The following is a 23310-nucleotide window of genomic DNA, read 5'->3' as shown; positions in this document are numbered from 1 at the left end:
GGCGTCAGGCCTGGCCTGGCGTGTTGTCATCGTCACCCGGTACTTCGCGAAAGACCAGCGACAGGTCGACGTCGCCGTGGAAGTTGACCAGCGCTGCCCGCGGTGGCACCACGATCATGGCGGAGGTCAGATCGGCCGCGGTGGCGCCGGCTGCAAGGACGAGTTCGTGCTCGACCAGCAGGCCGTGTCGGACGGTCACCACCTCGGCGAGTGGGGTCGGTGCCGCGCCGGGTACGCCTCGGGGTTCGGGTACAAGGTCGCCGTCGGTGTCCATTTTCGGGCCTCCTCGGTGTGAACGTAGCAACTCGGATCGATGTGCGTGCAGCCGACTTTGTGGTCCTTCCACGAGTCGTGCACAGGTGTTCCGCGTTGTCGCTTTGGTTCCTTTTCTCACCGGTCGGACAGTCGTGTTGTCGGATGCATGACGCCATCGATATTGCTTTATAGCAAATACTCGGAGGGTGGCGTGATCCAGGGGTATGTGGGGTCACTTTTGGCACCCTGCGGTATATGGCTGTCAGGTGCTCTTTCAGGTTTTTGTCAGCAGGCTGGCAGGTCCATGATCGCGCGTGACGATCGTCAGATCGCGCGATGCCCGGGCAGCGCGTAGACACCCGGCGCGACCAGCATGGCGAGACCGTCGGCAAGCAGGCCTTCCAGCGCCCGGCCGCGCTGCACCGGCTCGTCCCACGTTGCGTCGAGGAGCTCGTGGCGTACCGGTCCGGGTGCCTCGCGCAGGACCGCGAGCAGGCGTCCACGTACCTGGCGGTCGGTCCCGGCATAGCCCTGCGGGCGCCGGGGCGGGCCGTCAGCGGGCGGGCGGCCCGCCCGCTGCCACGCACAATCCTCCGTCACCGGGCAGGCATCGCAGTGGGGACTCCGCGCGACACAGACCAGCGCCCCGAGTTCCATGAATGCCGCGCTGACCCGGGCCGCGGTCTGCGGATCCATGGGCAGCAGTGACTCGACCCGTTCCAGATCCCGACGCGATGTCGCCGTCCGCTGGTCGTCGCGGCCATCGATCGCACGGCTGACAAACCGCCGGACATTGACGTCGATCACCGCGTGGCGCTGCCGAAAGGCGAACGCTGCGACGGCGCGGGCTGTATAGGTGCCGACTCCCGGTAGCCGCAGCAGTTCGTCCACATCCCCGGGGATTGCTCCGCCGTGGCGTTGCGTGACCGCGACTGCGGTCTGGTGCAGCCGCAGCGCCCGCCTTGGGTAGCCAAGGCGCCCCCACATCCGTACGGCCTCGCCGGCCGGCTCGGCGGCAAGCATGGCCGGGGTGGGCCAGCGGTCGGTCCATTCGTGCCACACGGGCAGAACCCGGTTGACCGGCGTCTGCTGCAGCATGATCTCGCTGACGAGCACCGCCCACGGGCTCACCCGCGGGTCTCGCCACGGGAGATCCCGGGCGCAGACCTCGTACCAGTCGAGGACGGCGTCGGCGAGCGCGTGCGGTTCACCCATGCGGTTCACCCACGCGGTTCACACATAGCGTTCGAGGATGCTGGACTCGGCGAGCCGGGACAGCCCCTCGCGTACGGCCCTGGCGCGTGCGGCGCCGATACCCTCGACGGTCTGCAGGTCGTCCACGCCGGCTGCCAGCAGTTTCTGCAAGGTGCCGAAGTGGTCGACGAGTCGGTCCACGACCATTCGGGGCAGTCGTGGCACCTTGGCCAGCATCCGGTAACCACGGGGGCTGACCTGGCTGTCGAGCACATCCGCGCCCCCGGGGAAGCCGAGTGCGCGGGCGAGCACGGTTAGATCCAGCAGATCGGTCGATGACATCCCGGAGAGCCGGGCGAGGATTTCGGCGGCGGTGGCTGTCTTACCCCCTGAGGGCAGATAGTCGCGGACGGCGAGTTCCCGTTCGGTCTCGACTCCCGCCATTAGTTCCTCGAGCTGGAGGGACAACAACCGGCCGTCGGTACCGAGTTCGACCACGTAGCCTTCGATCTCGTCCGCGATCCGCCGAACCATCTCCAGCCGTTGGCTCACCAAAATTGCGTCACGGACGGTGACGAGGTCTTCGATCTCGAGTGCCGACAGTGTGCCGGCGACCTCGTCCAGGCGCATCTTGTACCGTTCCAGCGTCGCCAGCGCCTGGTTGGCCCGGGACAGGATGGCGGCCGAGTCATCAAGAACGTAGCGCAGACCTGCCACGTACAGCGCGATGATCCGCATCGACTGGCTGACCGAGATCACCGGGTATCCGCTCTGCTTGGCCACTCGTTCGGCCGTGCGGTGCCGGGTACCGGACTCGTCGGTGAAGATGGTCGGGTCGGGCACCAGGTGGACGGCGGCCCGGACGATTCGCTGTAGGTCGGACGACAGGACGATCGCGCCGTCCATCTTCGCGAGTTCCCGCAGTCGGGTGGCGGAGAACTCGACGTCCAGTTCGAATCCGCCGGTGCAGATGCCTTCGACCGCCTTGTCGTGGCCGAGGACGATCAGGCCGCCGGTATGGCCGCGAAGGATGCGCTCGAGGCCATCCCGGAATGGGGTCCCTGGGGCGACAGCGGCCAGTGTCGCCCGGAAGATGTCATCCCCGGGTGGTCCTGCCATCTGGCTCCCTCTGTATCTCGGCGTTCCGCCATCGTGATGGTATCGGGTGGGCTGCTTTGCCATGCTGCCCCCGTGATGTTGTAGCCATACTTTTACCTGCCGTAATTTTCACTCATTACCGCCGTACATATGCCGTATTGCACTGTTCAGGTCGCACACTTCGATCGTCGTCATGCCCTCGGGCGCCGGACCCGCCTCGGGAGGCACGAGCGCCCAGCGGAAACCCAGACGGGACGCGGCCGTCAGGCGCCTGCGGACCGCACCCACCGACCGGACCTCGCCGGCCAGACCTACCTCGCCGACGGCGACGAGGTTTGCCGGAATGGGACGGTCCTCAACGCTGCTGATCGTGGCCAGCGCGACGGCGAGATCGGCGGCCGGCTCGGCGAGCCGGACCCCACCGACGGTAGCCGCGTATACGTCCGATCTGCCAAGTTGAAGTCGACCGCGGCGCTCGACCACAGCAAGAATCATCGCGACCCGGGCCGAGTCGAGCCCGGACACGGCTCGTCGCGGCACGGTCGCCGTGGACGTTGCCACCAGCGCCTGCACCTCGGCGACCAGCGGTCGGCGGCCCTCGACCGTGACCGTCACACAGGTGCCCGCGACGCCCTCCGTCGGCCCACCGTCGTGCCAGCGGGACAGGAACAGCCCACTGGGATCCGCGATCCCACGGATGCCGCCGTCGCCCATCTCGAAGCAGCCGACCTCGTCGGAGGGGCCGAAACGGTTCTTGCTCGCCCGGACCAGGCGCAGCGACGAATGCCGCTCACCTTCAAAGTGCAGAACGACGTCGACAAGGTGTTCCAGCAGCCGCGGTCCGGCGACCGTGCCGTCCTTGGTCACGTGGCCGACGATCACACAGGCCATGTTCAGCGCCTTTGCCGCGCGGATCAGGGCCGCGGTGACCTCACGGACCTGGGTGACTCCGCCGGCCGCTCCGTCTGCGGTGGCGGTGGTGATGGTCTGTACCGAGTCAACCACCAACAGCTCTGGACGGACCTCGTCGACATGGGTGAGCAGGGCCTCCAGATCGGTCTCCGCGGCGACCCACAGATCGGCGTGCACTGCCCCCGTTCGCCCGGCTCGTAGCCTGACCTGAGCGGTCGACTCCTCGCCGGTGACCACGAGCGCCCGGGCGCCTGACGCGGCACTACGCGCGGCGACCTCAAGCAGCAACGTCGACTTGCCGACACCCGGCTCGCCGGCCAGCAGGACGACCGCCCCGGGAACGAGCCCGCCACCGAGCACCCGGTCGAGTTCGGTGACCCCGGTAGGACGGCTGCGGGCCGTGGTGATGTCAACCGCCGACATCGGGCACGCGGGGGCCGTGACCGCCGCGCTCGCCCGGGCGAGGCCCCGCGCGCCGGCCCGGTGGGTCGAGCGGCCGGCGGGCACCTGGGCCTCGATCGTCCCCCAGGTGTTGCAGCGCGGGCAGCGTCCCACCCATTTCACCGACTCGGCGCCACACCCACTGCACCGGAAACCAACCGACGCCGCGCGGGAACCGGACAGGCCCGGTGCGTTCGGGCGGGGAACGGGAGGCCGTGATGACATGGCCCGCACCGTATCGGGACGGTCCGACAACAACCATGGGGCAGTGGCTGGCCTGCCTTGTCACTCACCCGACGATGTCGGGCAGCTGACGATGCCCGCCGGCCGACGTCAGCTGGCGGAGGTCAGCCGGCGGAGCCGGCCGGGCGCGACACGCCGGCGGCCGGACTGCTGGTCGCGGTGACACTCCTGCTCAGGGTGGCGCTGCTGCTCGGGGTCGCACTGCTGGTCGCGGTGGCGTTCACCTGCTGCCCAGGCGGCGTCGAGCCCGATGTCGCGGGGTCCGCGGAGGCTCCCGGAGCGGGTGGTTCCACCGGGACGGCGAGGGTGACGCTTCCCGCCTTGGCGAAGGTGAACGTGACCGGAATCGCCTGCCCGACAGCGAGGTCACGGTTCAGCCCGGTCAGTACGGGAGCATTGCCGTCGGCGATGTAGAGGTTGCGGCCGCCTGCTTGGAGGACCGCACTTTTCGGGGTCTGGCCGCCGTCCGCAGCCGGCGACGCGACTCCGATGATCTCGTCGTCCTGGGTTCCGCCGTTGAAGAACGCGGATATGATCTGGGCTTTTCCGCCCGAGGTCGCAGGCCCGGCCACATAGACGTTACGCAGCGAGATGGTGCCGACGGCACCGGCGGCTGAGTTTGTCGTCGTGCGCGTTTGTGCCGTCACCGCGTCATTACCTGCTGCACACGATGAGAGTGTGATCGTGGCAATCAGCGATGCGCTGGCGAACAGCGAGGCGGTCGCGGTACGCACACCCGGACGGTGGCTCACGGCTCGGCTGCTCCTCGGTACGGTATCGACGGTCGTCGCGTCGGTACTGGTTGATCCGCCGCCGGACCGGCGGACGGCGCGCGGCCGACCCCTTTCGGGGACTCGCGCACCCGACGGGTTCGACCGCGGGGCACAGCCTAGTCGGCCAGCGGCCGCCGAGCGCGCGAGATGAACGACGGTCGCGCGGCGATGATCAGATACCGATGGCGGGTCAGCGGAGCGGAACGGCGCTGAGCCAGCCTTCCAACCGGTCGCCGGGAGCGAAGCCGCGAGGCGGCTGCACGAGCCGGCCGTCCGCGGCGATGAGGAGCAGCGTCGGCCGCTGGGGATCCGCGTTGACCAGGCGGGCGAGGGATCCGTCCGGGTCGCCGTAGCCGACGGCAAGCCCCCCCGCAGCCGCCGGCGAGCGGGTGAGATCATTCAACAACGGATTGTCAGCTCCCGGGGTGACCAGATAGGTGGGTACCGGGATGCCCTCGTTGGCCTGGCCCACGATTTCGTGTACCGCTCTCGCGCAGTCGCAGGATCCCGGGAGCAGCACGATCAGCGCCGGCCGAAGGTCCGTTGTGGCGCGCGACCCGCGCGTGGCGCTGAGCGGGAGGTCGGGCAGCAGGCCGCCGACAGTGCCCGGCCGGGCGGTCGTGGATGCGAGCGGAAGCGGACCGTTGGATGTGACCGGACGCGGGTGCGTCAGGATGAGCGGCACCATGGCGCCGAGCGCGCTGATGATTATCAGGAGTACGGCGATGATCACGCCGGGGACGGGGCGCGACCGGGCCGACGGCTGGTCGGCCGGGCCGGCCGGCATCCGACGCAGACCGGGAACAATCTTGCTCAGGAGCTCCCGGCGCTGGCGAGACCGCAGCTCGGCGTGGTAAATGGCGACATCCTCGGCCAGTTCACTGATGTCGTCGGGGATCTTGATGTTGATCGGCGGGATGTCGTCGCGAGGTCCGTTGCGGGGGTGGGAACGATGGTCGTCGTGGCTGGGCCCGTTGCCGTCGTCGTCCCCGGAGGCGGGCGGCGGCGGTGTGAGGTGCACCCCTCCATCGTGGCCGATGGACGGCCTATCTGCCGGGTGGTATAGGAAGCTAGGCGAAGTCATGGCTGGGACGTGGTGAAACGGAGGCATCCGGCCGCCACGACACCACGACCGTGCCAGAGGTCCATGTTGATCATCGGTGCCATGGGGGTAGCGAGGGGCACAGAAGGACATCCGGGCAGGCTGCTCGTGTCGGCGGCCTTTGCCCGTTTCGCCTGGTCCGGAGCGTCGCCGACCCACCGGCGACACGTCACCGAGGCGTGTTGGCGGGCCGATCGCGGCCTGCCTTACAAGCATGCGTCTGACCTGGGTCGATGCATGCGTGTTACTCTGGTGAAGGCGGAAGGGGCACTTGACACATGGCGTTCCAAGTCGGCGAGACCGTTGTTTACCCACATCACGGTGCTGCGCTCATCGACGCGATTGAAACACGCGTCATCAAGGGCGAGGAAAAGCTCTATCTTGTACTCAAGGTCGCTCAGGGTGACCTGACTGTGCGCGTCCCAGCGGACAACGTCGCGATGGTCGGCGTCCGTGATGTAGTCGGTCAGGATGGTCTCGAGCGCGTATTCGAGGTTCTACGGGCTCCGCACACTGAGGAGCCGACCAACTGGTCACGGCGGTACAAGGCGAATCTTGAGAAGCTCGCCTCCGGCGATGTGAACAAGGTCGCCGAGGTGGTTCGCGACCTCTGGCGTCGTGATCGCGAAAGGGGGCTGTCCGCGGGCGAGAAGCGCATGCTGAGCAAGGCGCGGCAGATCCTGGTCAGTGAGCTCGCACTCGCGGAAGGCACAAATGAGGACAAGGCCGAAGCCATGCTCGATGAGGTCCTGGCGGGTTAGTCGGCAGCAGGTAGCGCGGATATCCAGACGTGCCCGGTTTGTTTGAGACCTGTGCACATGTCTGACCGTGTAGCCGCGGTCGTTCCGGCAGCCGGCCGCGGCGAACGTCTTGGTGGGTCCGTACCCAAGGCACTTCGTGCGCTGGCCGGACGTTCACTCGTCCAGCATGCCGTCGATTTGTTGACGTCTGCGACTTTGGTGGACCAGGTGGTTGTCGCAGCTCCGGCCACAGAGCTGGAAACATTTGCGGCATTGCTCGGGCCCGGCGTGCGGGTGATAGCCGGCGGCGCGGAGCGCATCGATTCCGTTCGGGCGGCAATCGCCGTCCTTGATGAGACGGTGGGGGTTGTTCTGGTCCACGACGCGGCCCGCCCGTTGACACCCCCCGCGCTTGTCGATGCGGTCGCCGCCGCGGTGCTGGGCGGAGCACCGGCGGTGATCCCGGTGCTCGCGATCAACGACACGATCAAGCAGGTCGATGACGTGGGCAGGGTCGTGCGGACGGTTTCCCGTGATGTTCTGCGCGCCGTGCAGACGCCGCAGGGCTTCCGCAGGGATGTGCTCGACGAGGCCTACCGGCTCGGCGGGATGTCCGCTGACGGTGTGGCGATCACCGATGACGCGGGGCTGGTCGAAGCGCTCGGCGTCCCCGTGATGACTGTTCCCGGTGCGCCGGAGGCCTTCAAGGTGACTCGACCGGTTGATCTTCTCCTTGCCGAAGCGTTGCTGGCGCGTCGCGACTAAGAGCGCCCGGCAATAGGGGCGTGGATGAAGGAGCGGGGCCGGGGTGCGTAGATCGCGAGGCGGAGGAGGGAGGCACCCTGGTGTTGGGTGTCGACCGACGGAGCCGGGGTACCCCGTGCATCGCGCAGCGATGGATGGGGAGCGATGTGGCGAGGTGCGTGCCCCAGCCCCGCGACGCCGCGTCCCTATTGCCGATCGCTCTAAGAGGCGCCTGAAAATTTTGGTTCGATCAGCGAGCGGCGTCCAGCGCCCGGCTGCTCTGCCCGACTGACTGACCACGGTGCGGTGTCGCAGACAGCGCGCCGTATCACCATGCCAACGTGAATGTGCGAGGTGAGGAAGCTGTCCCTGGCCGGATTTCCCCGAGTGGGTGTCGGTGTGGACGTCCACCCGTTCGCAGCCGGCCGCCCATGCTGGGTGGCAGGTATTTTCTGGCCCGGCGAAACCGGCCTCGCCGGGCATTCGGACGGTGATGTCGCGGCTCATGCGTCCTGTGACGCGTTGCTGACCGCCTCGGGCTTGGGTGATCTCGGCTCGATCTTCGGTACCGGGCGGCCGGAATGGTCTGGGGCGTCAGGCGTTGCCCTGCTCACCGAGACGGCGAGGCTGCTGGGCGAGGCGGGCTGGGCGATCGGGAATGTCGCCGTGCAGATCGTGGGTAACCGGCCGCGGATGGCGCTGCGGCGTGCCGAGGCCCAGGAAGCCCTGAGCACCGCGGTCGGCGCGCCGGTGAGCGTGTCCGCCACCACCACCGACGGCCTCGGGCTCACCGGGCGGGGAGAAGGCCTCGCTGCCATCGCCACCGCGCTGGTCGCCCAGCGCTGATCGGTGGACGTGTCCGGCGGTCCGGTGGGACGTCTCATCCGTGCGGTCCGTCTTGCCTGCTTGGCATGATGACTGGCGGCGGTCACCGCGGATGAGAAGGTGAGAAAGCGACAGGACCCGGCGGAGGAGCCTGATGTCGGTGTATCTACCCGAAAAGGTCAAGGATCTCGCGGACGCCGCGACCTACGTGACGCTCGCCACGATCCGCCCGGACGGATCTCCGCGAATGACGGTGTTGTGGATCGCGCGTGATGGCGATGATCTGTTGTTGTCAACGGTGCGGGGTCGAGCCAAGGAACGTGACATCGCCCGCGATCCACGGGTGGGAATCATGTTTCTCGATCAGCGGGATCCCTACGGTTATGTCGAGATCCGTGGCCGGGCGACCCTGACCGAGGAGGGGGGTCGTGAGTTGATCGATGCTCTCGCGGTGCAGTACACCGGTGACGAGACCTACCAGTGGGACGGGCCGGATGCGGTGCGGGTGGTCATCCGCGTGACCCCCGAGCGGGTGTTCACCACCGCCTAGCGTCGATCTGGCCGGTGCTGGCCGGTGCTGGCCGGTGCTGGCCGGTGTTGCAGCCGGTGTTGCAGCCGGTGTTGCAGCCGGTGTTGCAGCCGGTGTTGCATCGGCGGAGTTCGATTTGCCCGGAATATTCCCCGTCGGACTTGTGGGTTGTTCGCGGAACCGAGCGGAGCTGTTGGCACGGGGCGTGGGCGTGCGAGCGGGGACCGCACCGTACGCTTGACAGATGGGACTCCACATCTACGACACGCGCACCCGGCGCACGCGGCCCTTCGAGCCGCTGCGCCCCGGTCATGTGGGCGTGTACGTCTGTGGGCCCACCGTCCAGTCCGCGCCACATGTCGGGCATGTGCGTACCGCGGTCGCGTTCGACGTCCTGCGCCGCTGGTTCACCGCGTCCGGGCTTGATGTGACCTTCGTTCAGAATGTCACCGACATCGACGACAAGATCATAATTAACGCGAACCGGGCCGGCGAGAGCGTGTGGGAGCTGGCCACCCGCCAGACCCGGGCCTTCGATGACGCATACCGTGCTCTCGGCGTGCTGCCGGCGACCATCCAGCCACGGGCGACCGGTCATATCCCGGAGATGATCACGCTCATCGCCAGGTTGGTGGATGTCGGCTGCGCCTACGCCGGTGGCGGGTCGGTGTGGTTCCGGGTCGGCCGCTTCGCGGGTTATGGAGAGTTGTCAAACCAGCGTCCGGATGCCATGCAGGCGTCAGCGGAGGGTGAACCGGGAAAGGCCGACCCTCGTGACTTCGCGCTGTGGAAGGGCGCGAAGCCGGGTGAGCCGTTCTGGGAGTCGCCCTGGGGACGCGGCCGTCCAGGCTGGCATATCGAGTGCTCCGCCATGGCGGGCAAGTATCTCGGTGAGATCTTCGATATCCACGGTGGCGGCCTTGACCTCGTGTTCCCACACCACGAGAACGAACGTGCCCAGTCGGTCTGCGCCATGGATCCAGGTGCCATGGATCCAGGTGCCGTGGACCCAGCCGGCACGGATCGAGCTGGCACGGATGCAGCCAGGCTGTCCGCTGCGGGAGGCGCGGCTGAGATGGCCCGCTACTGGATGCATGTCGGTCTGCTGACCACCGGCGGCACCAAGATGTCGAAGTCGCTGGGCAACTCGTTTCTGGTCGCCGATGCACTCGACGAGGTCAGACCGCAGGTACTGCGTTACCACCTCCTTGGCGCGCACTATCGCTCGTCCCTGGAATACAGCCCGGAGGGGCTGGTCGAGTCGGCCGCGGCCCACGACCGGATCGAGACGTTCGTCCGCAACGCCCTGGACATCCTGGGGGGGCCGGACGAGGCTGCGGCGCTTGCGGCTGAAACGGCCGGAACACTCGAAACACTCGAAACACTTAAAGCACTCGATCTTCGGGATGTGTCGGGCACTGACGCGGTCACCGGGGCCGGCCCGGTGGACGTGCTCACGATCGCAAGCCCCGCCCAGGCCTGGTGTGCCTTCGCAGCCGCTCTTGACGACGACCTCGCGGTCTCCCGGGCGCTGGCGGCCCTGTTCGGTGCTGTCGGGTGCGGGAACCAGGTGCTTTCCAAGACGCGCAGCCGGGAGCTCGCCGGCTGGGTGGATGTCGTCCGCAGGATGCTCGCGGTCCTCGGGCTTGATCCGGTCGGGCAGTGGCCCGCGGCCGGTTCCGAGCTGCGACCAGCGCTGAGCGGGGTGATGGAGATCGTCCTCGATCTGCGGTCGGCCGCGCGTGCCCGGCGAGACTACGTCGAGGCGGATGGGATCCGCACCCGGCTCGCCGCCGGCGGCATCCTGGTTGAGGACACCCCGGAGGGACAACGCTGGCATCTGGCGTGAGCCAGCGGTCGGCATCCTGCCTGAGCCACTGGCTCGGTGACCTGCCGGCTGGCGGTGCGTAGGAACCACGATCGCGCCGCCGGCGGCTCTGCGGCCTGGCGTCGGAAAGTCGCTACCTGGAGATCATGCGGATCGTGATCCGGGTCCAGGCACCGAGGTACACCCGGTCGCCGTTGTGCAGTGGTACCGGCTGGCCCGGCGGGATCGGATTCGGTTCGTCGTTGAGCCGGGTACCGTTCGTCGATCCCGGATCGTGTACGGCGTAGCCGCCGTCCGCCATCAGCTCCAGCATGGCGTGTGCGCGGGAGATACCCGGGTCCTCCGGCGTGCCGGACAGGTCGATCTCCGGATGGATGCCGCGGGACTCACTGCGTCGCCCGATCAGCAGTCGGGGGCCGCTGAGGGCGAAGACCCGCCGCGGGTAGACCGTCGGGAACGGAACGCGATGGTCGTCGCCGCTGTCGTAGTATTCGCGTTCGGCCTCGACGACCACGTCCCAGCCGGTCTGCACCGCGCCCCGGACCGGCGCGGCAGGGCGTTCCCGCAGGATGAGGTCGAAGCCGCACACCTCGCAGAATCGCGCGCCCGGCTCGTTTGGACGCTGGCAGTTCGGGCAGGCGGCGCCATAACCGTCGCCGGAGTCCAGGGGCACCCGTCCGGGCTGGTTGGGACGGGCCCGGTGGTAGTCCGGCGGTGCTGGCATCGGGCCCCGTGGAGCACCGGTCGCACGGTCCAGGCCGAATGGATCATCCCCACCACCACCCGGGCCGGTGTGACCGGGTGCGTACGGGTCTGCGCGGTCCCTGTCGTAGCCCCACGGCTCGCCTCTACGTGGTTCGTCACGTGGGTCGCGAGGTGGTTCGTCACGTGGGTCGCGATAGGGGGCCGCCGGGTAGCCGTTCGCGTCGTAGCCGCCGGGGGGGTAACCGGCTGGCGGGTAGGCATCCCGGCTGTACCCGTTCGGTGCGTAACCGTCCGGTGCGTACCCGTTCGGTGCGTAGCCGTCCGGTGCATAGCCGTCCGGTGGGTACCCGTCCGGTGCGTAGCCGTCCTGAGGGTAGCCATCCGCCGCGTAGCCGTTCGGGCGGTGTCCCTCCTGGGCGTAGCCGTCCCGATGGCGGTTCTCCGGGGCGTACCCGTCGGGGGGATAGCCGTTGGCGTCGTACCGCTCCGGTGCGTAGCCGTCCGGTGGGTACCCGTCCGGTGCGTAGCCCTCCGGTGGGTACCCGTCCCGGGGGTATGGCTCGGCCCCCGGCGGCCCACCATGGCCTGGCAGCGGTCGGGGCGCACCGCCCCGCTTGGCGTCCGGCGCACGCCGAATTCCCAGCGGGTCGACGGGGTCGACGCCGGATCGCCCCGTCCCGGACGGTCCCGTCCCGGACGGTCCTGTCCCGGACGGTCCTGTCCCGGACGGTCCTGTCCCGGACGGTTCCGCCGGCCGCCGACCGTACGAGTCCGCGGCGGACTGTGCCGGTTGCCGGGGTCGCTGGCGACCCGACCCGGTTCCGTCCTCCGGGGGGAGAACGTAGGGCTCCTGGCTGGCTACAATCCGCATACCGCACTGATCGCAGTAGTCGGGGGCCAGAGACAGGTGCCCATCTGGGCAGCGTGCACTCACCTGATCACCTGTTTACCCTGACGGTCTTGGTCGACTGGGTGTCAAGGACCATTTCGTCAATGGCGTCGACGTTCCGTTTCAGTCGAACCGTACCTGTGCTTGGGTCCTCGATGTCGACCACGTTCTGAAGTAGGTGGTATGTGGCTTCGTTGCCGGACTGATGGGCAAGCTGTGCGCTTCGGCCAAGTTTGATGGTAGCGGTTGCATCGTCGCCCTCGCGCCGGGCCTCGAGTCCTTCTTGGAGGAGGCGGGCAAGCTCGGCCTGGCCGGTGTAGTGGGCGACCGCCGGGGCGATCCGGGTAGAAAGATCGATATCGTTCGTCCAGATCGCGCGTACGAACGCCCGGGAGAGCACCTGATCGGAGACGACCACGTTGACCCGGGCTGCGAGCATCTCCACGTCGTCGTCCTGCGCCGGGACGGTTACGCACAGGTGGTAGTCGCGGGACTCGCTGCCCCAGGCGCCGGTCGGGTAGTCCGTGGTCCGTGCGTTCACCTGCACCGCGGTGGCGGTGAGCTCCTCGATCTGGGGCGCGACCTGCCGCAGGAAACGGACCGATGCGTCCCGCGGAGTCCACACCCGCAGTGAGACCCGGTCGACGGCGCGGTCCGTCGCTGTATCGATCATGGCTTGGAAGTCGGCGGCGAGATCCCGAGGATGGCGGATGGCGTCGACAGTGCCCAGCAGCGTCGTGGCGATCCGGCGCAGTTCGTCGACCCGCCAGTCGGCTCCAATGCCGCGGCAGTCGCACTGGAAGTGTCCGACACAGGCGGCCAGCGCGGCGTCGAACTCGGTCGAGCGCTCGCCGTTGCGTCCGTCGGTCAACAGGATCGCGTGGTGGATGGCGTTCGGGCGGGTGGCCATCAGTTCCCGGGTGCGTGCGAGCCAACGCCCGATTGCCGTGCCCCCGTCGGCATCAAGGCGGCCGACCGCGGTCTTTGCGGCTTCCCGGGTCCTGGCATTGGCCTGCGCAAGCTCGGGTCGCGCAGGGTAGACGGCCTCGGCGATACCCGACCCCCGCACGATCGCAAACCATACGCCGTCACGCAGGCCGTCAATCGCCGCCTTCGCGGCCCGGCGTGCTTCGACAAGCTTCATCGGGGGTGCGGCCATCGATCCCGAACAGTCCAGCATGATGACCTCGGCCAGTTCCGTGGACCCGCCCGGGCCTGGCGGATCAATCGAGCTGCCCGAGGCCTTGACGGTGATCACCGCGTGTACGTCGGTGCCGCCACGGCCGAGGTAGGCGTTCTGGAAGACCTCCAGCGCGAACGGCACCGTCATCGCAGCTCCCTTTCACGGGAGTGCCCATCCGAACGTGCCGCGTCGATGCGTGCCGTGTCGATGCGTGCGGCCACTACCGTGATGTTGTCGTGGCCGCCGTGGTCGATCGCATGCCTGGTGAGGTGGCGGCCAACCATGATTGCCGGAGCGTCCGGCGGGAGCTCGCCGACCACCGCGGCCAGGTCCTCGGCCCGGGACAGGTAGTTCCACAGCCCGTCGGTACAAACGAGCACGGTGGCGGGCAACGCCAGCGGAAACACCCGGATGTGCGCGGTTACGTCCCCGGCGTCGGCGCCGAGCCAGCGGGTGAGCGTATGTGCCCGGGGGTCGGTCTCGACCGCGGCGGCGGGAATCAGGCCCGCGCGCGCAGCCTCGGCCGCCCATGTGTCGTCCTCACTCAGCCGTTCGACGCGGCCTGGACCGAGCAGGTACACCCGACTGTCCCCGATCCAGCCCACGGTGACGCTGCCGCCTCCGTCGCGGGTACGGGTGATCACGGCGGCGGCAAACGTGCACGACGGTGAGATGCGTCCATCGACGATCGGCGCCAGGACCACCGCAGCCTGCGCGGCCGCGACCGCGGCGTGGATCGCGTTTTCGGCATCGCGCTGGGAGAAGTCATCCTGAGGGACGTCGTGGTGAGAAAAATCATCCTTTGTGAAGTCGGCCTCGGAGAAGTCGTCCGCTACGACCCTGGGCGGCGTCGGGGGAATGTCGGACGCCGGCCACTGGAGGTCGTCGGAGCCGTAACCGCCGTAGGGGTCACGGTAGCCGGGCCGGTCCTCGTCCTCGCCGATGTCGCCGTAGCCGAAGGGGCCCGGGAACCCGTCCGATCGCTGGGGCCCCGTCGCGGCCGGCCGGTCGGCCCGGGGTGGCAGGTCGGCCTGGTGCGGCTGATTGGCCTGGTGCGGCTGGCCGCGCGCGGCGTACGAGCTGCGGACGGCCTCGGCAAGGACCATGGCTGCGGCGGCAGCCGCCGCCTGCGCCGCCGGGCCGGACCCGGGCGTGCTCGACACGCCGTCGCAGACCACCCCGATCAGAGTGGAGCCGACCATGGCGACACCCATGGCGTCCTCGTTGGTGGTGTGCCGGACACCCCGGTCACAGACACCGGCAACCGGGCCGAGGTCGATCTCGCGGTGGTCTGCGTCGCCAGTCGTCAGTGGTCTCTCGCCTCGCAGCGGAGTTCCACAGGCTTCGCAGAAGCGATCATCCGAGTATGCCGGACTCGTGCACACCGGGCAATGCCCCCCGTTCTGGTCGATCCCGTCCCATCCCTTCTCCGGAGCGCGGCCCGCATGACCCGCCCGGTCTCCATGGCCGTTGCGGTGGGTAGCGCCGCGTCCGGTCACGCACATAACATGATCACACCAACGTCCGTGGCCGGACGCGGTTCGCCGCGTCGATCATGGCGATGCGCCGTGGTCGGGTCGCGGCGAGCCGGGCCAGGTCGCGATGCACCTGTTCCAGACCGAACCGCACGTCTCGGACGTGCAGTGACCTTCCCACGACGACGACGTCGTCGCCAGGCTGCAGTGTGCCTGCCGCCAGCCCCGCGAGCGCCGTTTCCAGGATCGCCAGCGCGAGCTCCGCCCGCGCCGGCGGATCGGCGGGCAGGGCATTGAGGAGCAGGGACGCCCGCGCGAGGTCAGCCCGTCCGGGCTGGGCACCGGGGTCCACCATCGTCTGGATGACGCGGATCTGGGCGGGCAGGTATGCCGCGGACGTCCGTGGCACCCGCGACCAGGCCTCGATCGCACCGGGCAGGTCCCCGGCACGAGCCCGGACCCGGGCGAGACCGAACGCGGCGGAGGTGAACGACGGGTCGGTCCGGGAGACGACATCGAACATGCGCGCGGACGTCGTCGGGTCGATCGTCTCGGTCGCGAGGGCGAGCGCGAGCTTGGGGGCCAGCTCGCCGGGTACGGCTCCATAGACCCGGTCGAAGCAGGCGCGGGCCGCGTCGCTCCGGCCGGCGGCGAGAGCGAGCAGCCCTCGGTACCAGTCGGTGCGCCACTGGTAGGGGTCCTCCTGCGCGACGGCCGCGAGCAGTGCCTCCGCGCGATCATCTCGGCCGGCCTCCAGCCAGGCGCGGGCCAGTCGCAGCCGGGTCTGCGGCGTCGGCGAGCCGATCGCCGACAGCAGCTCGGTCAGTGCGTCGGGCGCCACGTCGGGGAGCGCGGCCAGGGTGGCGCCGGCCGGATCATCCGGGTCGGGGCCGCAGGCGGGCAGGACCAGCCACGGCGGTCCGGCGACGCTGCCGTCCGGGTCCTGCCCGGTCAGGTGTGCATCCGAGGAGAACAGCCGGCTCGGAGCGGGATTCGCCCGTCCGTCGTCGATCGCGACGATCTCTCGGAGGATCTTGAGTAGCTCGTCGAACATCTCGTCCGCCCCGGCGAACCGGGCATCGGGATCGATCTCGGTCGCCCGCAGGAGGAACCGGTACAGCGAGTCGTGCTGGACGAGTACCTCGTGCTCGTGCTGCGGGGGCATCGTGACGGCATAGGTGGTGGTGTTGCCCCGGAAGTTCAGGATCAGGGCCGCCAGCGACCGGCCGATCGTGAACAGATCCGAGGCGATCGACGGCCCCAGTTCGGCGACTTCGGGCGCCTGGTAACCAGGGGTCGCGTACGACGGGCCGAGGTCGTCGATGCGCTGCACCGCGCCGAGGTCGATGAGCTTGAGCGAGTCGCCGGACAGCATCACATTGTCGGGTTTGAAGTCGCAGTAGACCAGGCCCTGGCGGTGCAGGTAGCTGAACGCCGGCAGGATCGCCAGGATGTAGGCGACTGCCTGGGTCACCGGCAGCGGGTCGGGCCGCCCGCCGGCGGCGTCCCGACGCTGTTTGAGGAGCTTGAGCAGTGACATCCCGCCGATGTACTCCATGACGATGTAGCCGGTGCCCTGCCATTCGGTGAAGCTGAAGATCTTCACGATGTTCGGATGGTCGACCGCGGCCAGGTACTGCCGTTCGGCGATGGCCGCGGCCATCGCCTGCGGATCATGGGTGTTGAGCAGGCCCTTGAGCACCACCCAGAAGTTTTCGGCGACGTTGCGGTCACGAGCCAGGTACACCCAGCCCTGCCCGCCGAACGCCAGGCATCCGACGATCTCGTACTGGCCGACGACGTCGTGTGGTTTGAGTTTGGGCACGAAGGAGAACGGTTGCCCGCATGTCGGGCAGAAGCCCTCAAGCCGGCCGGGGATGTCACCGCGGGTCTGTCCGACCGGTTCGCTGCAGCCGGCGCACCGTCGGCTGCCCTCCGGGACCTCGGGATCGGTCAGCACCATCGTCGGCGGGTCCGCAATCGGGACGTCGGCGACGGTGACGATGCCCACGCCGAGCTGACCGCGCGACGGCGTTGGCGTGGACGGTCGGGAGCGCCGTTGGCGGGCCGGCCCGGAGGATCGGGCGCCGCTCGACCCGGGCTGTTCTGTCGATGGGATGCCTGCCGCCGGCGGGAATCCGCAGACGTCGCAGTAGCCGTCCTCGATGGCGCCGTCGCAGCCCGCTCGCGCGCAGGAATCGCCGTCGCCGGTTGGCGCGCCGCCCGTGCCAGCCGGCCCACCGTGGGTCTGGGAGGTGCTCATGTCCGGTCGGTCTCCCGTCCCCGGTCCGGACGAGCACCGACCGGGTCCGCCTCTACCTCTACCTCTACCTCTGCCTCTGCCTCCGGTACGGGGTCGCCGTCGCCCGCCGCGGCTCGCCGGTCCACGGCCGCGCCGAATGCCCGCACCAGCGCGGTGGCCCGGTCGAGATCGGTCGGCGCCGTGTACAGCACCGAGCGGGCATGGCGGTAGGCCTGGGCAAGGTCGGGGTCTTCCACGACACCCAGGCCGGCCGCCTTGGCGTGCCAGCCGCCGAGCAACCCACGCAGGTCGTCGCGGGTCTGCAGGGGCGCCGCACTGCGGTCGGCGAACCGGCGGGCCGAGATCAGCGTGGCGTCGGCGAGTTCCCGCCAGCGGTCCAGACCCCGGCTCGCTTCCTTCCACCGGCCCGCTGCGGCTGCGGCCGTCAACCGGTCGAGCCAGGTACGCAGGCCGTGCCGCTCGTCATCAAGAACGCCGGCGGGCATGCGCGGCAGCTGTGTCGCAGGGAGCAGGATGCGGCTGCGGGCACGGTCGGCGTCCGTGGCCGCCCGGTCGATGAGGGCGGCGATGCGTTCGAGCAGCGCTGCCGCTACCCGCAGGGCCTGGGGCAGGGTGTCGTGCCGCCGGGCCAGTTCATCGAGGCCAGCCTGCGCGGTGCTCACCGCCGCTTCAAGGCGGGTCACCAAGCTGTCCGGAACGGCCAGCGGATCGGCGGCGGTCAGGTCCGAAAGCTCGGCCAGCAGGCGACGGGCGACGGTGCGGCCGGCATCGTCACCCAGTCGTAGGCGGGCGGCCAGCTCGTCGGCGGTGGCGAGTTGCCCTTCTGTCGCGCTGAGGATCGCCAGTAGCCTGCTCCACGCGGCGAGGATCTCGTCGATGGTGGCGCGGACCGAGCCAAGCGCCGCATCGGTACGATCCGCCAACTCCGTCGGGCGGATGCCGACCGCGGGTGGTGGGCTCCCGGCGGGTGCTCCCGGCAGCACGGGGACCGCGGTCGGGCCGTGCAGCAACGCGTCCAGCTCGGCTGTTACGCGGGCGTCCACCCGAACCTTGTCCCCACGTACGGCGCGTGCCGCCGTCAGCAACTCGGTGAGGGTCCGGTAGCAGTTCCAGGCGTCCGCGAGCGCGGCCAGCGCGGTGGTGGCCCGCTCGCACGTGGCGCCGGTGAGGCGTTCCGGGTCGATCAGGGCACGGCCGGGAGTGCTCTCCAGCTCCATCAGGATGGCCGCCTGGGCGGCGACCGCCGCTGACAGCCGGGCCAGCGTGGCGTCGATCTGTTCCAGGGTTGGCGCGACCATGGTGATCAACCCTGATATTCCGGAACGGGTGGTGCGGGCACCGGTTCCGTGCCGGGCCCGGTGAGCCAGCGCCGGTAGATCTCCGTCCACCGGCCGTTCTTCTCGATCGTTTCCAGGGCACCGTTGAGGAACCGGGTGAAGTCCGGGTGATCCTTGTTGACGGCCATGCCGTGCGGCTCGTCGGTGAACCGTGGGCCGACGATCATCGTGTAGGGGTCCTGGTCGACTATTCCGGTCAGGATTCCGTCGTCGGTCGATATCCCGTCGACCACGCCCTGTTGGAGCGCGACCAGGCAGTCCGCGACATTTGTGACGGGGTAGGGGATCGGTGCCGGGGATACGGTGGCAATGGCCTGGATGGAGGTCGTCCGGGCAGCCGCACACACCTTCCTGCCGGCCAGATCCTCGATTCTCCTGAAGCCCGAATCCCGACGGACGAGCACCCGCTGCCCGGAATCGTAGTAGACAGCGGAAAAGTCGACATCCCGTCGCCGGTCACAGGTGATGGTCATGGTGGCGATCGCGATGTCGATCAGGCCGTGCTGGACGGCGGGGATGCGTTCGGCGTTGGTGATCGCCCGAAACCGGATCTTCGGGTTACCGGGTCCGAAGATCGCCGCGGCCATCTCCTTCGCCATGTCGACGTCGAAGCCCTCGAGCTGGTTTGTCTGGGGGTTGACGATTCCGAACGGTGGAACGTCTGGAATGACGCCCACGACCAGATAGCCACGATCCTGGATCGTCCTCATGAAGGAACCCGCCGGCATGTCGCCCGGGGCGGGCATCGGATCGGGTGGGACGAGGCTCGCCCGCGGGTTCCCGCAGCCTTGTGTGGGTGCCGTGGTCGTACCGGCTAGCACGGCCGCTGCGGTGGCCGGTGGCAGTGGTTCTGCGTCGGTGGGTAGCGGACTGTGGGTCGTGCCGCACGCCGCCGTGGCTGCGAGGATGACGGCGCCGATCACCGTGGCCACGGTGGCCCTGGTGATCCGGCGACCGGCGGGACGGGTGGTCATCGGTACTCGTCGATGCGCCGTTGCATGCCGGCCAGGCTGAGGCCGGCGGCGGCGACCATGGTCACAACCGCCACCGCGAGCAGGACGGACAGCGGCTCGCCCGCGTCGGACACCTGCCGGGAGAACCGTGCCTGGCTGGCCGTAACGGCCGCGTCAACCTTCTGATCGAAGGTGTCGAACGCCGCGGTACCCGCGCCGAGGGAGATCTTCCCCGCCGCGGTGAAGTCACCGGTGTCGGCGAGCAGCGCCGTGACCTGCTGATGTGCGGCAAGCCATACCCGCAGGTCGGCGTCGAGGCCCGTGCGGGTAGCGGTGTCCGGCCCGTCGACGCGCAGCGCGGCGCTCAGCGAGCCGCCGGCGAGGGGGCCGCCGTTCACCGCGAAGCCGAGCCGGGTGACCGCGACGGTGAAGTCGGTGTCGAAACGCGTGCCGTTACCACGGGCGATGAGCGACTGGTTTTCGTCCACGCGGGCTCGCAGGGCCAGTACCTTGGACTGGGCCAGCAGGGTCATGGGCACGAATCCCGAATCATGGGCGGCGCTGAGCCGCTGTTGTTGGACGGAGAACGCCGCGGCCGTCCAACAGAGGCTGAACAGCACGGCGAAGGTCGCCGTCACAAGGGGAATGTTGAGAACCCGGTTGGTTCGCCGGTACAGCATTATCTGGGTGCTGACAAGACCGCCGGCGGCGAGGATGAACACCGCCGAGAGCAGGATCTCGCGTGGTCCGCTCGTCGCATCGGCGTAGGCCTTGTCGAGGCTGTCGGCATTCAGTGTGATGAGGCGATCGGTTGCCGGCAGTATTGTTTCCTGGACGAGTTGGGACCCTTGGCGCAGGTAGGCGGCACCGACCACGTTGCCCACCCGATTGTTGGCATGGGCCCGTTCGATGAGCCCGGTGTACACCGGAATCTTCTCGGCCAGGACGGCTAATGGTTCGGCGGCCGCGGCCTGGGTGTTGAGACGGGTCAGGCTCGCCACGGCGTCCGTCGCGGTGGTGATGCTGGTGTTGTAGGCCGCGAGCTGGTCAGCGGGTTCGGCGCCACCGGCGAGGAAAGAGGCGGCGGCGGTGGCGTCGGCCTCGGACAACGCCGCGTGTGCCCGCTGTGCTGTGACGATCGAGGGACCCGCATCGTTCCTGATGGTGTCGAGCGTCCTGATCCGACCGGCGATGGTCGAGACGGACACCAGCGCAAGCACGGCGAGTGCGCCGACGATGGCGATCGAGTACAGCCGGAGCCGGCCGGGCGTGGTGGCCGTCGCCGCCTGAGCCCGGTGTAACAGGCGGCCCGCCAGGCGCAGCATCCGATGGCCCTTGTCAGGCAGCCGCAGGCTCCGGTCGGCGATGCTTGGATCGACGGCGGTGCGTGCTCCAGCGGATGCCGCCAGAGGTGTGTTCGCCGTCACGGTTTGACCATAGTGCGGTTGCCGTCGGCGGCGAGCTGTCAGCCAGCACAGGCTCCTGTCAGCTTGTGGACAGGCCAGTGTTCGAGCCCCGGCCGAGCGAGCCCCTGCCGAGCGAGCGCAGGCCGATCGATCATCGGGGACGGCGACCCGCCATCGAGCGGGTGGACCGTATACCGTGTGACGATGCTTTCTGACGCCTCCGGGGCGCGCGCTGGTGGAGTTCGCTGATGGCCGGCCAGCAGCGGCGAGGCGGCGGTGGTGTCGCGCGTGGCGGCCAGGGCGGTCGCGCGGCCAAGGGGAGCTCGCATCGCAAGGGCGCAGCGGCAGGCAGCGGTGGTCAGGGTAGGAAGAGCCTGCAGGGACACGGCGCCACGCCGCCGGCCGAGATGCGTCCAGGCCACCCGGCCCAGCGCCGGGCTGCCGTGATCGCGGCGGCCGGGACACGGAGTACGGCCGGGACACGGAGTACGGACGGTTCCCGGAGTACGGACAACACCGGGCGAGGCGGCAGTGCTGGTGGGCCTGCCCGCAGCGGACCACATCGGGCCGGAGCGACTCGCTCCGGTCGGCCCGGCCGTCCGGAGCGGGACGGTCGCGGTGACCCGGACGAGTTGGTAGTCGGCCGGAATGCGGTGGTGGAGGCGCTACGGGCCGGTGTCCCCGCGTCCACACTGCTGATCGCCGCTGGCACCGAGTACGACGAACGTCTTGATGAGGCCCGCCGGCTCGCTCCCCGTGCCGGTGTGGCCGTCGCGGACGTCGCCCGAGCCGAGCTGGACCGGCTGTGTGGTGCGGCACCGCATCAGGGGCTGGCACTGTCGGTGCCGCCGTTCCGGTATGCCCATCCTGATGATCTTCTGGCCCGTGCGCAGGCGGCGCCGCCAGGACTACTGGTGGCATTGGACGGGGTCACCGACCCGCGTAATCTCGGCGCGGTGATCAGATCGGCGGCGGCGTTCGGCGCGCACGGTGTGGTTGTCCCCGAGCGGCGGGCTGCCGGTGTGACGGCGGCGGCGTGGAAGACGTCGGCGGGTGCCGCGGCCCGGTTGCCGGTGGCGCGGGCAACGAACCTGGTTCGGGCGTTGACGGCTTGGGCGGAGGCCGGCATCTTCGTCGTCGGGCTGGCCGCGGACGGCGAGATCAGCCTGGATGACCTGGAGATGATCTCCGACCCGCTGGTCCTGGTAGTCGGTTCAGAGGGACGCGGTCTGTCACGGCTGGTCGGGGAGCGTTGCGATCTGACGGTACGGATCCCGATGGTCGGTGCTGTCGAGTCGCTCAACGCCGGAGTCGCCACCGGTGTGGTGCTTGCGGAGATTGCCCGCCGTCGTCGGGTCGACGGGCAGCGGTAGTCGACCGGTAGCGGTAGTCGGCCGGTAGCGGTAACCGCTACCGGACCTGCTCGGACAACCGCGGTGCGGCGGTGGCCACGGATTGCCCGGTCTCGTCGTCGAGAATGGCGACGGACCGTTCGAGCAGGGATCGGAACTCCTCCAACTCGCCAGGGGAGAACACGTCGGCGAGGCGCTGCTCCACCGCCAGCGCGAGCGCGTCGGCCCGCCGCAGCAGTGCCAGACCGGTCGGCGTCAGCCGGCTTTGAAACACCTTCGCATGGACGTCGGACTGCTCACGTATGATCAGCCCCTTGGCCTCGAGCGTGAGCAGCAGGCTGGCCATCGACTGGGGTGTGACCATGCACCTGCGGGCGAGCTGAGCGCCGGAAAGACCCGGTGACCCGGCAAGGGTGAACAGGGCGGTGTACTGCGGGACGGAAAGCCCGACATCACGCAGGGCCCGGGTCTTCTCGCGGATGAGCGCCTGTTCTGCCCGCTTGATCGAATGTCCGAGCCGGGCCACGGCGGAGGGAAGTGGTTCGTCCCACGCCATTTCGAGCTCCCCCTCTTTCTGTACCGCGTCTCCCGTATGCCGCCTGGCCGGCACGAAATGTTCCGGATGGTGACTCTGGGTATTTAAGGCCCTCGTGTCGCGAGAAGATTCCTGATCGCGTCGCCTCTGGTTGGCGGGCAACTCTTCGACTCTATTGCGATCGCGGATTCCCGGCCGGCCGTGTCGGGTCCACCCGTTTCCGTGGTTGGTGCGTGGATGTGGTGATGGGTCAGACCGGCTTCCCCCGCCGTCTCGGCGGTGCGGTAAGAGCCGTACACGCGCTTCCTTCGGCGGTGTCGTCAGCCACTGTTCGAGCTGCTTTGTCGGCGGGCGCGAAAGCCCAATCTACAACGAATATCGGTGTGGGTGGATTCACATGGCGTGGGCGCTCTCACAAGAAGCCCACGGTGACAAGTAGGTACCCCCTGCCGCCCGTTAGCATGGCCTTTTACGCTTCAGCGAGGAGGCGGCCACATGGGTATGACCACACCCCGGGCTGGGTACGGG

General features: G+C 69.0%; 20 protein-coding genes. 6 read left to right on the top strand and 14 right to left on the bottom strand.

The annotated features are described in order from the left end of the window. Window positions 1-4: 4 nt before the first annotated feature. The 6 genes from U9979_RS23660 to U9979_RS23635 all read right to left on the bottom strand — a co-directional run bounded on the left by U9979_RS23660 (window position 5) and on the right by U9979_RS23635 (window position 5937). Window positions 5-274, bottom strand: coding sequence for a hypothetical protein (locus U9979_RS23660; RefSeq protein ID WP_322752947.1), 270 nt, complete (start codon window positions 272-274; stop codon window positions 5-7). Window positions 275-579: 305 nt separating this feature from the next. Then, entirely contained in the window at window positions 580-1470 is an 891-nt protein-coding gene (locus tag U9979_RS23655; protein WP_322781017.1) for an A/G-specific adenine glycosylase, read from the bottom strand. 18 nt (window positions 1471-1488) lie between these two features. Next, window positions 1489-2568: a DNA integrity scanning diadenylate cyclase DisA gene (gene disA, locus U9979_RS23650; protein ID WP_322747676.1), complete on the bottom strand. Its 1080-nt coding sequence runs from the start codon at window positions 2566-2568 to the stop codon at window positions 1489-1491. Between the two features lie 108 nt (window positions 2569-2676). Then, window positions 2677-4125, bottom strand: a complete 1449-nt coding sequence (gene radA / locus U9979_RS23645) for a DNA repair protein RadA (protein ID WP_322747675.1) — start codon at window positions 4123-4125, stop codon at window positions 2677-2679. Window positions 4126-4247: 122 nt separating this feature from the next. Then, a complete protein-coding gene (locus tag U9979_RS23640; RefSeq protein ID WP_322747674.1) occupies window positions 4248-4895 on the bottom strand; it encodes a hypothetical protein in 648 nt (215 codons plus the stop codon). A 211-nt stretch (window positions 4896-5106) separates the two neighbouring features. Next, window positions 5107-5937, bottom strand: a complete 831-nt coding sequence (locus U9979_RS23635; protein ID WP_322781016.1) for a hypothetical protein — start codon at window positions 5935-5937, stop codon at window positions 5107-5109. A gap of 359 nt (window positions 5938-6296) precedes the next feature. On the opposite strand from U9979_RS23635, the gene U9979_RS23630 reads away from it, so the two are divergent. The 5 genes from U9979_RS23630 (at window position 6297) to U9979_RS23610 (ending at window position 10705) form a co-directional block, all read left to right on the top strand. Further along, window positions 6297-6779 carry a CarD family transcriptional regulator gene (locus U9979_RS23630; RefSeq protein WP_131749102.1) on the top strand — a complete coding sequence of 161 codons (483 nt, stop codon included), beginning with the start codon at window positions 6297-6299 and terminating at the stop codon, window positions 6777-6779. Between the two features lie 57 nt (window positions 6780-6836). Continuing rightward, a complete protein-coding gene (gene ispD / locus U9979_RS23625) occupies window positions 6837-7523 on the top strand; it encodes a 2-C-methyl-D-erythritol 4-phosphate cytidylyltransferase (protein ID WP_322747672.1) in 687 nt (228 codons plus the stop codon). A gap of 324 nt (window positions 7524-7847) precedes the next feature. Next, entirely contained in the window at window positions 7848-8348 is a 501-nt protein-coding gene (gene ispF, locus U9979_RS23620; RefSeq protein ID WP_322747671.1) for a 2-C-methyl-D-erythritol 2,4-cyclodiphosphate synthase, read from the top strand. A gap of 133 nt (window positions 8349-8481) precedes the next feature. Beyond that, the gene (locus tag U9979_RS23615; protein ID WP_322747670.1) at window positions 8482-8877 is read left to right on the top strand and encodes a PPOX class F420-dependent oxidoreductase; all 396 of its coding nucleotides are present in this window, start codon (window positions 8482-8484) and stop codon (window positions 8875-8877) included. Window positions 8878-9100: 223 nt separating this feature from the next. After that, window positions 9101-10705, top strand: a complete 1605-nt coding sequence (locus U9979_RS23610; RefSeq protein WP_322781015.1) for a cysteine--tRNA ligase — start codon at window positions 9101-9103, stop codon at window positions 10703-10705. 112 nt (window positions 10706-10817) lie between these two features. Here the strand turns inward: U9979_RS23610 and U9979_RS23605 are convergent, their stop codons facing one another. The 7 genes from U9979_RS23605 to U9979_RS23575 form a co-directional block, all read right to left on the bottom strand. After that, complete coding sequence (locus tag U9979_RS23605; RefSeq protein WP_322781014.1) at window positions 10818-12260, bottom strand: FHA domain-containing protein; 1443 nt, start codon at window positions 12258-12260, stop codon at window positions 10818-10820. A 67-nt stretch (window positions 12261-12327) separates the two neighbouring features. Further along, a complete protein-coding gene (locus U9979_RS23600) occupies window positions 12328-13608 on the bottom strand; it encodes a VWA domain-containing protein (protein ID WP_322747667.1) in 1281 nt (426 codons plus the stop codon). Further along, window positions 13605-14966, bottom strand: a complete 1362-nt coding sequence (locus U9979_RS23595; protein WP_416220293.1) for a PP2C family serine/threonine-protein phosphatase — start codon at window positions 14964-14966, stop codon at window positions 13605-13607. The genes U9979_RS23600 and U9979_RS23595 overlap by 4 nt, the downstream gene beginning before the upstream one ends. 7 nt (window positions 14967-14973) lie before the next feature. After that, window positions 14974-17199 carry a serine/threonine-protein kinase gene (locus U9979_RS23590; protein WP_322781012.1) on the bottom strand — a complete coding sequence of 742 codons (2226 nt, stop codon included), beginning with the start codon at window positions 17197-17199 and terminating at the stop codon, window positions 14974-14976. Next, complete coding sequence (locus U9979_RS23585; RefSeq protein ID WP_322781011.1) at window positions 17196-18497, bottom strand: hypothetical protein; 1302 nt, start codon at window positions 18495-18497, stop codon at window positions 17196-17198. The genes U9979_RS23590 and U9979_RS23585 overlap by 4 nt, the downstream gene beginning before the upstream one ends. Before the next feature lie 5 nt (window positions 18498-18502). Then, on the bottom strand, window positions 18503-19510 hold the full coding sequence (locus tag U9979_RS23580; protein WP_322781010.1) for a glutamate ABC transporter substrate-binding protein: 1008 nt from the start codon (window positions 19508-19510) through the stop codon (window positions 18503-18505). Next, complete coding sequence (locus U9979_RS23575; RefSeq protein WP_322781009.1) at window positions 19507-20916, bottom strand: hypothetical protein; 1410 nt, start codon at window positions 20914-20916, stop codon at window positions 19507-19509. The genes U9979_RS23580 and U9979_RS23575 overlap by 4 nt, the downstream gene beginning before the upstream one ends. Window positions 20917-21143: 227 nt before the next feature. On the opposite strand from U9979_RS23575, the gene rlmB reads away from it, so the two are divergent. Beyond that, window positions 21144-22268: a 23S rRNA (guanosine(2251)-2'-O)-methyltransferase RlmB gene (gene rlmB, locus U9979_RS23570; RefSeq protein WP_322781008.1), complete on the top strand. Its 1125-nt coding sequence runs from the start codon at window positions 21144-21146 to the stop codon at window positions 22266-22268. Window positions 22269-22305: 37 nt separating this feature from the next. Here the strand turns inward: rlmB and U9979_RS23565 are convergent, their stop codons facing one another. Beyond that, entirely contained in the window at window positions 22306-22803 is a 498-nt protein-coding gene (locus tag U9979_RS23565; RefSeq protein WP_322781007.1) for a MarR family winged helix-turn-helix transcriptional regulator, read from the bottom strand. Between the last annotated feature and the right edge of the window lie 507 nt (window positions 22804-23310).

Source organism: Protofrankia sp. Cas4 (assembly GCF_963555915.1).
Classification (GTDB): Bacteria; Actinomycetota; Actinomycetes; order Frankiales; family Frankiaceae; genus Protofrankia.
This window is presented reverse-complemented; position numbering and strand designations above follow the sequence as displayed.